Genomic DNA, 11,285 nt, shown 5'->3' on the forward strand with positions numbered 1-11,285 from the left:
CTTCAAAAACAGATGGATAACAAGCATAAATGAGAGAAGCAATTGTACTGTTAAATATGGGTGGCCCGAATAATCTTAACGAAGTTGAGATGTTTTTGCATAACATGTTTAATGACCCCTATATCATTCGGACTAAAAGTACCTTATTACGTAAATTAATAGCCGGAATGATTACGTTGACCCGTACGGAAAAGTCTCAAGATATTTACCGTCAAATCGGCGGGAAATCGCCTATCGTTGATATTACCCGTTCTTTGGTAGAACGTTTAAATGTGTCTGTCGGAGAAGAGGTAATTGTTGATTTTATTATGCGATACACTCCTCCTATGGCAAGAGAAGTGTGTACGCGTTTGCAAGAGTCTGGAGTAGAAAAAGTATATTTAATACCTCTTTATCCCCAATATTCAAGTACAACAACTCAATCGTCACTTGATGATTTTGAACAAACGGCCCATGAGATAGGTTGGAATGTAATCACCACAGAAATCAAACATTTTTTTTCAAACGAAACATACAACCGTTGTGTTGTTGAGCGAATTAAAGAATCATTGGGCTCTGATAGTGCCGGATCATTTGATATTGTGTTTTCTGCCCATGGCTTGCCGCAAAATATAGTTGATCAAGGTGATCCGTATCAGCGTCAAGTTATAGCTCATGTAGGATTGATAGAAGAGATGTTGAAGAAGAATTGGCTGGACTTTAACGGTATTCATTTGGCGTATCAATCCAAAGTCGGGCCAATGAAGTGGTTGGAGCCGTCTTTGGAAACAACTTTGCGTTCACTTTCTAATAAGAAAGTCATTATCGTCCCTATCGCATTTACGATTGATAATTCTGAAACCGATTTCGAACTCTCTATTGAATATGCTGAAGTAGCTCACGAATTGGGTTATCAAGAGTATCGTGTATGCCGCTGTGCAAATGATCATCCGCTATTTGTCCAAACACTGATTGAACTTTATGAGAAAATGAAATAAATGCAACGCATCGCGATTTTTGATATGGATGGGACATTAATAGACTCCGGTTTGGATATTACCATTTCTATCAATCATGTCCGCGCACAATGCTATGCACTTGAACCTTTGAGTGTTCAGGCTGTTGTCGATGCGATTAATGCTCCGAAGCGAAATTTAACTGAAATATTTTATGAGAAGAGTACTTATGAACAAAGTGCTCGTGATCTTTTTGAAGAACATTATTTCGGACAGTGCATTCAAAATGTTGTTGCATATGATGGGATACATGAATTATTAAAACTTTTGGAAGATCACAATGTGGTAATGGGCGTCGCAACAAATGCACCAAGTATTTTTGCAAAGCGTATGTTAAATCATCTAGGCTTGGATCCATTTTTTAAACTAATTATCGGTGCAGATAATGTTGAAAGTCCAAAACCCCACCCTCAAATGATCCACCATCATCTAGGTCACTATCAATATCGTTCAGGTACGGATAATGCTTGGATGATAGGTGACAATTCAAAAGATATAGAAGCTGCTTCACGGGCAGGGATACAGAGTATCTTTGCAGCCTGGGGCTTTAGTGCTGAGGGTAAGGGTGATTATGTTGCTTCTACTCCTGAGTCTATCTTTAATATTATTTGTGAAAAAGGATAAGCTTTGATTAGTATCGATTTACTTATTACGATTATTGTGATGTCATTGTTGTTTTTACGTCATACTGCAGTTTATAAAGATCCGAACAAAATCAATTATACCCCTGTAGTACTTGCGCTAGGCATAATCGGAGGGCTATTGCATTTTATTCTTAGCACTGAAGCGGATGTAAACATATTAAAAGAATCGCTTCTACCGTTTGGGGTAGGAATAACGCTTGCCGCTATTATGAGTGTTATGAGTCAAACAGTTTCCAGTATCAATAAGTATGATGATCGACTTCGATCCGCTTCATTAAATGATGAAATAACCTCTATTGAATCCGTATTGTCTACTTTAGGTGAACGCCTGGATATCGTAGCACAAATGGAAAGCTCTACCCATGATCAAATTCGCAATGTCTTCAAAGAGGAGCTAGACACTCTCAATGTAATACAGGCCAATCAAAAACTATTTGTTTCCAAAATAGAGTCACTTTTGGCAAAACAGCAAAGTTCTATGGAAAAATTCGAAGAATTTACTTTGAGTGAATTACCAAGTCTTGATAATGTCGTTCACCGTCACATCGATCTCTTGCGTGTTGCAGAACAAGATCATTTTAATCAGCTAAAAAATGCTTCACGTACTACCTGCGATGAGCAAAAAGAGGTTCATGTACAACTAAAAGATCTCCATGATCTCGTTATTAATATGAGCCGTCAGAATCTTCCTGATCATACCATTGCTGTTGTACAAAAAGAGTTGGATCGTATCATCCATGATTTTTCACATCATATTCAGATGCTCGGATCTAAAAGTGAATCGATTGTTACTTCATTGCTTGAAAATGATTCGTTGTTACGGGGGACACGTGAACAAAGTGAGCTTATCATGCAGCAAATGGTCCTCTCCTCCAAGCATATGCGTGAAATGACCTCTCATTCGAAAGAACTTTCGGATTCGTTAAAACCGCTCACACGTCTTTTTACTTCAGCTGAAACGTTGCATGATGAATTTAGTAATGCGAAAGGTAAATTAAGTGAGCTTATTGTCACTTTAGAATCGTATGAACGTCAAGAATACCGCTCTATACGACAGAGTGTCGAAGAAGTGGCTGCAGAAGCGATTGCACAAATGCAGATTTTGGTTCAAAGTCTTCAAAAAAGGGAATCGGTACCGTTGGTTGAAACGAGAAATGTCCAAGAATTGGCGAGTAAAGTCAAACTTCATAAGAGCTATTTGGGAGAAAACCAAGAATAAAGACTTTATAATGGCGAAAAAATAAGGTTTTAGCAATGGTAGAGTTTTATGAACTTCTTGATGATGAGAATATACCGTATCGTTGTGATGTAGAGCTTGACCTCATCGAAGAGGCACCACAAGAGTACCGTCCATCGCTTCTATGGCTTTTCGTCAAGGCGGATACCGTTACTGAGAGCTTGGAATCTTTTACCCAAGATTTAAGTTCTTCTCTGAACACATCTTTGGATGCAGTGTTTGCAGGACGTGTGATGAAAGAGGGGTGGGCAGAGTTTTATTTTTATGCTCCTCAATCCAAACGGTTTGAAAATATCAGTTCTGATGTTATGAATCGACACGGAGGGTATGTATATGAACGCGGTTCTTCGAGAGATGGTAAGTGGGAAATGTACATTGACAACCTCTATCCGGATGCATACGGGCTATTGAGCATCCAAAACCGTCATACGATTGATGCCCTTGTCGAAGCGGGTGATGATTTAAGCATTCCGAGAGAAGTTGAGCATTATCTTTTCTTTCAAACCAAGAGTTCTATGGAACGTGCCGTATCACAACTCGCATCTCATGGTTTTGAAGTCAAAGAATATGTCAATGACGATGAAAGTGATTACGGGTACGGTGTTGTTCTTGTCAAGTTGGAAGCTATCACATCTGAAATCGTTGAAGAAACTACGACATCGTTGTATGAGTCCGCGATGCAGGAACATGGCCTTTATGAAGGATGGAGTACGGTATTAGGTTGATTGTTTATTCAACCTGATTACAATATCAAATCAACTTTAATTGATGCAAGGAAACTAATGGCGCTCAATAAGCCGCGTTACACACTTTTTAAAAATACTAAATATGCCCTTAACGGCTTGATTGAAGTAACAAAAAATGAAAAGTCATTTCGTCTTCAAATCATTTTATTTGTAGTGGGAATGATACTGGCATGGAGCCTTCCTATCGATTTTATCTATCAATCTATTCTTTCTGTCTCATTGTTTATCCCGCTTCTTGCTGAAGTAATCAACAGTGCGGTTGAACGAACCGTAGATTTAGTGACGTTTGATCACCATGAACTGGCAAAACGGGCGAAAGACGCCGGAGCAGCGTTGGTATTTCTTTCACTCGGCATGTTGGCTTTAATATGGGGTTTGACTCTGTATGCGGCCTTTTTTCTGTAACAATTTCGTAAGAGATTTTAACCTATAATTACACTATCTTTTTTTTCAGGGGTTTTGCTATGGCAACTGCACTCATTATCGGCGCCGGCGGAGTAGGACGCGTTGTAACACATAAATGTGTTATGAACAATACTGTATTTGATCGTATCATCCTTGCGAGTCGTAGTATTTGGCGCTGCGAAGAGATCCAAAGCGAACTTCCATCAGGAGCTATCGAAATCACTACTGTAGATGCGGACAACACCCAAGAGGTAATCGATCTGATCAATAAATTTAATCCCGATATTTTGATTAATGTCGCATTGCCGTATCAGGACCTCACTATCATGGATGCGTGTATCGCAACTAAAACTCCATATCTTGACACCGCAAATTATGAACACCCGGATGAAGCTAAATTTGAATACAAACTCCAATGGGAGCGTGATGCAGCCTTTAAAGAAGCTGGTATCATGGGACTTCTCGGAAGCGGATTTGATCCGGGAGCAACCAATATTTTTTGTGCTTATGCCCAAAAACACTATTTCGACGAAATTCACACGATCGATATTCTCGATTGTAATGCCGGAGATCACGGCTATCCATTCGCAACCAACTTCAATCCGGAGATCAACCTTCGCGAAGTAAGTGCAAAAGGGCGCTATTGGGAAAACGGAGAGTGGATCGAAACAGCTCCGATGGAGATCATGCAAGTTTGGGATTATCCGGAAGTCGGTCCTAAAGACAGTTATCTGTTGTATCACGAAGAGATGGAATCATTGGTCAAACATATCCATGGTCTTAAACGTATCCGTTTCTTTATGACGTTCGGTCAAAGCTACCTAACCCACATGAAGTGCCTTGAAAATGTCGGAATGCTCGGAATTGAACCGGTCGAACATCAGGGGATGAAAATCGTACCGATCGAGTTTTTGAAAACATTACTTCCAGACCCTGCGTCACTTGGTCCTCGAACCAAAGGCAAAACCAATATCGGTATCGTTGCTGAAGGTCTAAAAGACGGCAAGAAACGAAAAATTTATATCTATCAAGTAAAAGATCATGAAGAGTGTTATGCCGAAGTAAAATCACAAGGTGTTTCGTATACCACAGGTGTCCCAGCAGTTATCGGTGCGAAACTGATGGTTCAAGGTATCTGGAGCGGTCAAGGCGTGTTCAATATGGAACAAATGGATCCGGATCCGTTTATGGATGAAATGAACACCCAAGGACTCCCTTGGAATGTTATCGAGATGGACGTTTAATTAAATTTGAACGTATTTCGAACCTGAAACACCGCATATCGGACATGTTTCCGGTGGTGTTCCGAGCTCTATATGTCCGCATATCGGGCATAGATAAATAGTAACTTCATCTAAGTCTTTACCTGCTTCGATCGCTTCCAATGCTTTTTGATAAAGCTCTGCATGGACTTTTTCTACTTCCAGTGCATAACCGAACATTTTTTTGGCTTTGTGATTTTCTGCAACTGCTTGCTCGTACATCGGAGGATACATGTTATTAAATTCATGTGTTTCACCGCTGATGGCTGCTTTTAGATTTTCCAAAGTGGAACCAACCGCATCCATCGCTTTTAAATGTCCGTTTGCATGAATGTGTTCAGCTTCTGCAGTTGTTTTGAATAGTTTGGCTATATTCGGAAAACCGTCTTTTTCTGCTTTCTCACCAAAAGCAAGATACTTTTGATATGCTTGGCTTTCACCACTGAAGGCGTATTTGAGATTCTCTTCTGTTGTTGGCATTTTATTCCCTTTGATTAAATATTTTTTTATCATACTCTTTATTATTGAATGCTCAGACTTATAATCTACATTCTATTGAAACAAGGCACTGACATACCCTACAACACGAGCACTGTCCCCACTCGCATCTGCACTCGTTCTGTAATCGAGAATAGTGCTTTTCAGTCCTTTTTTCTTGGCTACATTTAACATGGCCTCTACACCGATAATACCACATGCTTCACACCCTTGATGCAATTCAACTGTACTTTTATCTCGAATGGCTTCCAAGCATATTTCATCAATCTGGTTTGCTTGTTCCAGTGAATAGTAATGGCTCAAATCAGTACTAATAACAACGGCAACGTCACCTTGATTCAAACAATAAGCGATGATTGGTTCTATTTGAGAAGGCTCTGAATATGCATAGACAATCTCTATGACGTTCACATCCGGAAAATAGTGTTTGATAAAAGGCATCTGTACTTCGGTACTGTGTTCATGATGTGCATCGGGATAATACGAAAGACCAAACCGCTGCATTAAATCTTTCGTTAGATTACGATTAATAGTTAACGATCCCAAAGGTGTTTGATACGACTCTATATCGGCTATACTGGCTCCATCAAAGCCGACACGATGAGATGGACCTATTACTACAATTGTTTTTGGGTGGGTGTTTTTCAGAATACGGAATGCTATGTTTGCCGTAAAACCGGAATAGATCCAACCGGCATGCGGAACAATAATCGCATTTCCTTTTAATAGTTCAAAACGATGCAAGGCATCTGGATGTGACGATAATATCGTATTGAAATGCTCAATCATTGCAAGAATTTCATGTTCATTTGCAGGATAAAAACTCCCCGCTACACTCATGGTACGGTCTGCCATTTACTCCTCCTTGATTTTTTCTACCTGATAGGTATAAATATCAGGATGATAGGAGAGGGGATTACTCCCGATCCCGGCTTTGAGTCCTAAATGGGTAAAAAAGGAATCGAAGTTGGAGAGTTCTTCCCATACCTGTGGTAAAAAGGTAGCTTGATAATTTCCGACACGTAAAATAACACCGTCAATATTGGGACGGATTATTTGGGTCAAATCCTCCGCGTTTTCATATGATATCAGTTCCGGTTTAGTCAGAAGTGATACTTCGATCTTTGCTGAATCAAATTCTTTTAGAGAAAGTGGCGGAAAACGGGGATCATGAAAAGCTGCGGATTGGGCATTAGAGACTAAATCGTTAATCAAACTCTGATGAGCAATGATTGATCCGATACATCCACGTAAACGACCATTTAGAGTAAGCGTCACAAAAGTAGCTCTTTCTGTCCTTAGCTCAGGATATGTATCTATTAATAAATCTTTATCGACCGCTGTGTGTTCAAAATGTGCTTTGATCGCATCTCTGGCAATTTTCAGATAAACCGTTGGATTCATTTTTAACCTCCACTTTACTTACGGAGTAAAATTCGAAACTTACTTCTATTGCATACAATTGTAGCATTCAAATCGTAACAAGAGGCGATAAGAGAGAAAAATTGAAAAATGATTGATCTAAGAATGAAAAGATTGAAGTGTTGTTATTCCCCAAAAGGGGAAATAAGAGAGATTATACTGCTCCGAATGAAGCTTTTCCGCCACGTTGCAATGCTTTGATCTCGTCATACGTTTTATCATTAATACGAAGGTTACTTCGTAAAATTTCTTTAGCTACTGCATCGATTTTCTCTTTGTCAGACATTTTTTTCAAATCACCTTTAGAGAGGTCTGCAAAATCGAGCAAATCGTTCCATACAGAGCTTTCATCCAATGCAAATGTATTGAAGGTAATTCCTTCATAAACAAATTTACCTTTACCGATGATATCTGATACGAATAGAAGGTATTTCCCCTCCGGTGTCAAGTAATCTTTGTATTTAGCAACAAAACTTTCAAAAAGGTCCAATGATTGAAGCTCTAAAGCCATAAAATCGATTGTATCATTGTTGGTTGCTAATAGGACCTGTTTAACAATATCTTTAGGTGGAAGACTTTTATCGGCAGTAATGACTTTACCTTCAGTAACGATGAGACATCCACGGTACGCATATTTGTAAGCATCAGTTGGTGCGTTGTAAACGATCATCCATTCGAGTTTGTTTTCAGCGATGTAGTCTTTTATTGACATTGAGATTCCTTCAGAGTTATATATAAACTGACAATACAATTCTTGTTCCATCAATTTTGTCGGTGTGGAAATAACTCTATGCTACAATCACATCCATAAAACTACCTCCCTAGGAATTTCCATGAGCGAAATCGATTTTTCCCAACTCACCCATACACCGTGTTATATTTGTGAAGAGGATCGTTTAGAAAAAAACTTACAAGTTATGCAGCGTGTACAAAATGAATCGGGTGCAAAAATCATACTTGCGCTCAAAGGATTTGCAATGTGGTCAACTTTTGATTTGGTAGGAAAATATCTGCATGGATGTACTGCAAGCGGACTGCATGAAGCTAAGCTCGCACGTGAGAAAATGAACAAAGAGGTTCATACTTATTCTCCTGCCTTTAAAGATGAAGATATCGATGAAATAGCCCGTATCTCTGATGATATTGTATTTAATTCTCCTGCACAATTTCACCGTTATTATGACAGGGTAAAATCGATAAACCCGACGATCTCGGTATCCCTTCGTGTCAATCCCGAATATTCCTCTTCCCCGGTTGACCTTTACAATCCGTGTGGAGTCTACAGCCGTTTAGGAACGACATTAGCCAATTTTGACGAAAGCATTGTAAGCAAACTCGACGGACTCAATTTTCATGCGTTGTGTGAACAAAACGTAGATGCACTAGAGGGAGTGCTTGAAGCATTTGAAGAAAAATTCGGCTTATACATCGATGGACTTAAGTACGTCAATTTTGGGGGAGGGCATCATATAACTCGTATCGATTACGATGTAGATCGCCTCATCGAAGTCATAAGAGCATTTAAAGCCCGTCATAATGATATTACTGTCTATCTCGAACCTGGTGAAGCAGTAGGTTGGCAAACAGGACCGTTGGTCGCTTCTGTACTGGATATTGTTCATAACGGAATGAATATTGCGATTTTAGATACCTCAGCCGAAGCTCATATGCCAGATACGCTGGCAATGCCGTATCGCGCTGAAGTACGTGGTGCAGGTGAAGCCGGAGAAAAAGCACACACGTATCGTTTTGGAGGCAATACGTGTTTGGCTGGAGATATCATGGGAGATTATTCATTTGATACACCGTTGAGTGTAGGGGATAAAATCATATTCGAAGATCAAATTCACTACACGTTTGTCAAAAATACAACGTTTAACGGGATCAAACTCCCTTCACTTGCTATCTGGACGAAAGAAGGAAAGCTCAATGTTCTGCATGAGTTTGGATATGAAGATTATCGTAATCGTCTGTCATGAGTGTTAACGCTTAGCGAGTGTAAAGGCAAGAGCATCGGCAACTAATTCGTACATCTCTATAACAGGGGCAGTTTGCTCCAGGATTGTTTTATGTATTTTTTGTTCGTATGTCAGTTTTATATTGCGTTGAGCCAGTTCACTCATTTTATTGGTAATTTTGCTGTTAATCACTTCAAGTTGAGCCGTATGATTTTTTTTCTTTGTTATCAGCTCGTTGTAATAATCATTCAAGAGGACCATTTCACTTTTTATCGCTTCACTCTCTTCGGGATTTAATGAGAGTTTCTCTTTAAGTGACATCAACTTCATATCGGCATCCGGCAATAATTTTGCAATTTCTTCAAGTTCTTTTTCAAAGTTATGTTTAGATTTTTTTTCTGATTCAATATCTTTTTCTGACTCGTTAACACGTTCCTGCGCGATTGCTAAAACTTCGTCTTGAGCCGCAACTTTAATTTTTGTTTGTTTGTATTGCATCATCAAAGAGATGACAGCACTACAATTCCATCTATTGTTGCGCTTATCCGTAATAGCATATTTTTGTATTTTATTACCGTTCATATCAATTATCGTTTCTTCGGTAAAATAATTGATAAATTTTTCAGCATTTTTGTTGCGGTTTTCAATGAAATTTAAAAGATTTTTAGAGGTATGCAAGAGAATTTTTTGAAAATGCAGCCGTAAAATATATCCGGTTTGTCCTTCGATTTTAGGGCGATCACTTTCGCTGACGATATCGAGAAGAAGCACCTCAATCATGGACCTAAAAACAGGAATAAATGTTTTACTGAATGTCATATTGCTGATAACTGAAAAGTTAAGTCCATCCTTGAGAACATCGTCAAGAACCTCCTCAATCATTGGCCATATACCTTCAGGAAAGTAGGTTTGATACATTATTTCCATATTTTCAATGGATTCTCCTGAAAACCGTTTATCAATTCCTTCCGGTATTTTTTTAGGAGGTGTGAAGTATCGTATTGATATCTTTCCCCGTAAAAAAAAGATAATATCCCGTTCATCAAGACTAAAAATATGATCTACCTGTTGTCTTGTAATGTATCGAGCGGACTCCATAGATTGTTGATGTTCAATATAGCCTTGCATAATCTGCGTATAATATTCATTGGGTATAGAGACTAAAAAAGGCAAAGGCAGAAATTCTGCTTTTCTGCTTTCCAAATCATTAATCAGAGCTCTATTTCGATGAATCGTACGGTCAAGCTTTTCAGAGTTTGAATGATCAAAAAAGTGCTTATGCATAGTAAAGGTTTTGAAAGAGACATTAATGTCGACATCCTGATTGGATTGCGCAAAATAATTAATAATGGCTTTTTTGATCGCCTCTTTTTTATCATTAAAATACTCTTCTTTTTCATATAAGGATAATTTTTTGAGTAAAGTAAAATAATGTTCAAGTGTGAAATCGAGAGCATAGAGATTTTTGGGAAGTATGGTATTCAATAAATCGATGACATCAGAAACTATCTTTGGATTGACAAAAGTTGTATCGGCTTGAGGAGTATTATGTTCATTCATCTTAAATAATCTCATCCCGCAGTTTCTTGATAAGTTCTTGCTCACGTTTCGCAATATATTTCCCGAGTTCACCCTCTTGTTGGAGATTCGGTTCAATTTTGAAATGGTATTTATACCCCGCTTCATAAGAAGATTTAAAAACCAAACTCCCTTTTACTTCCGGCGATTGCCCCATAATTTCAGGAGGGAAAAGCAATGTTACTTCACTAAATGGCGAAATAGCATACGCATGTTTGCTTGTAACCGCAATTCCCCCGATAGAGATGTCATACAGCTGACAACGCAATGTGAGACTTGGATGGACAACCGTAAAGCTATACGGCTTTGGAGGTTGTACACGAATACTTTGACGATGAAAGAGGGAAGTCTGGAGCTGATCGAACTGTCTCAGCTCTAAAACACGTTCGCCTTCAACCGTTATCGGGTTAACAGAGGCGTAGACATCATTGATAAACTGATCTTTTTTAAGAATATAAATACCGTTTTGTACTAATGCGGCAGTCTCTTGAAGAGGGTGGACCCGAAGAATAACACTTTGCTCATCGGTGTGCAGGATTT

At 38.9% G+C, this 11,285-nt stretch carries 13 protein-coding genes; 7 read left to right on the top strand and 6 right to left on the bottom strand.

From position 1 onward, the window contains the following. Nucleotides 1-29: 29 nt before the first annotated feature. The 6 genes from hemH to PHP90_RS05885 are packed head-to-tail and all read left to right on the top strand — an operon-like array spanning nt 30 to nt 5,271. Complete coding sequence (gene hemH / locus PHP90_RS05860; protein WP_299926705.1) at nt 30-977, top strand: ferrochelatase; 948 nt, start codon at nt 30-32, stop codon at nt 975-977. Then, nucleotides 978-1,619 carry an HAD family hydrolase gene (locus tag PHP90_RS05865; RefSeq protein WP_299926708.1) on the top strand — a complete coding sequence of 214 codons (642 nt, stop codon included), beginning with the start codon at nt 978-980 and terminating at the stop codon, nt 1,617-1,619. Between the two features lie 3 nt (nt 1,620-1,622). Beyond that, nucleotides 1,623-2,858 carry a hypothetical protein gene (locus tag PHP90_RS05870; RefSeq protein ID WP_299926711.1) on the top strand — a complete coding sequence of 412 codons (1,236 nt, stop codon included), beginning with the start codon at nt 1,623-1,625 and terminating at the stop codon, nt 2,856-2,858. Between the two features lie 35 nt (nt 2,859-2,893). After that, entirely contained in the window at nt 2,894-3,601 is a 708-nt protein-coding gene (locus PHP90_RS05875) for a DUF695 domain-containing protein (protein WP_299926714.1), read from the top strand. Between the two features lie 57 nt (nt 3,602-3,658). Further along, nucleotides 3,659-4,027 (top strand): diacylglycerol kinase, encoded by a 369-nt coding sequence (locus PHP90_RS05880; protein ID WP_299926717.1) that lies wholly within the window; start codon nt 3,659-3,661, stop codon nt 4,025-4,027. 59 nt (nt 4,028-4,086) lie between these two features. Next, nucleotides 4,087-5,271 carry a saccharopine dehydrogenase family protein gene (locus PHP90_RS05885; protein ID WP_299926720.1) on the top strand — a complete coding sequence of 395 codons (1,185 nt, stop codon included), beginning with the start codon at nt 4,087-4,089 and terminating at the stop codon, nt 5,269-5,271. Here PHP90_RS05885 and PHP90_RS05890 read toward each other — a convergent pair whose 3' ends face one another. The 4 genes from PHP90_RS05890 to PHP90_RS05905 all read right to left on the bottom strand — a co-directional run bounded on the left by PHP90_RS05890 (nt 5,272) and on the right by PHP90_RS05905 (nt 7,921). Then, nucleotides 5,272-5,769 carry a rubrerythrin family protein gene (locus PHP90_RS05890; protein ID WP_299926723.1) on the bottom strand — a complete coding sequence of 166 codons (498 nt, stop codon included), beginning with the start codon at nt 5,767-5,769 and terminating at the stop codon, nt 5,272-5,274. A 72-nt stretch (nt 5,770-5,841) separates the two neighbouring features. Continuing rightward, nucleotides 5,842-6,642 (bottom strand): AmmeMemoRadiSam system protein B, encoded by an 801-nt coding sequence (gene amrB / locus PHP90_RS05895; RefSeq protein WP_299926726.1) that lies wholly within the window; start codon nt 6,640-6,642, stop codon nt 5,842-5,844. Then, nucleotides 6,643-7,191 carry an AmmeMemoRadiSam system protein A gene (gene amrA / locus PHP90_RS05900; RefSeq protein WP_299926729.1) on the bottom strand — a complete coding sequence of 183 codons (549 nt, stop codon included), beginning with the start codon at nt 7,189-7,191 and terminating at the stop codon, nt 6,643-6,645. It lies immediately after the preceding gene. 172 nt (nt 7,192-7,363) lie between these two features. Then, entirely contained in the window at nt 7,364-7,921 is a 558-nt protein-coding gene (locus PHP90_RS05905) for a hypothetical protein (protein ID WP_299926732.1), read from the bottom strand. Nucleotides 7,922-8,042: 121 nt separating this feature from the next. Between PHP90_RS05905 and nspC the strand changes: the two genes are divergently transcribed. Continuing rightward, a complete protein-coding gene (gene nspC, locus PHP90_RS05910; RefSeq protein WP_299926756.1) occupies nt 8,043-9,188 on the top strand; it encodes a carboxynorspermidine decarboxylase in 1,146 nt (381 codons plus the stop codon). Nucleotides 9,189-9,191: 3 nt separating this feature from the next. Here the strand turns inward: nspC and PHP90_RS05915 are convergent, their stop codons facing one another. Further along, a complete protein-coding gene (locus PHP90_RS05915) occupies nt 9,192-10,742 on the bottom strand; it encodes a hypothetical protein (protein WP_299926760.1) in 1,551 nt (516 codons plus the stop codon). Then, on the bottom strand, nt 10,729-11,285 hold a 557-nt coding region (locus tag PHP90_RS05920), incomplete at its 5' end, for a PilZ domain-containing protein (RefSeq protein WP_299926763.1). The genes PHP90_RS05920 and PHP90_RS05915, both read right to left, overlap by 14 nt.

Origin of the sequence: Sulfuricurvum sp. (assembly GCF_028712165.1) — a bacterium.
In the GTDB taxonomy this organism is placed as follows: domain Bacteria; phylum Campylobacterota; class Campylobacteria; order Campylobacterales; family Sulfurimonadaceae; genus Sulfuricurvum.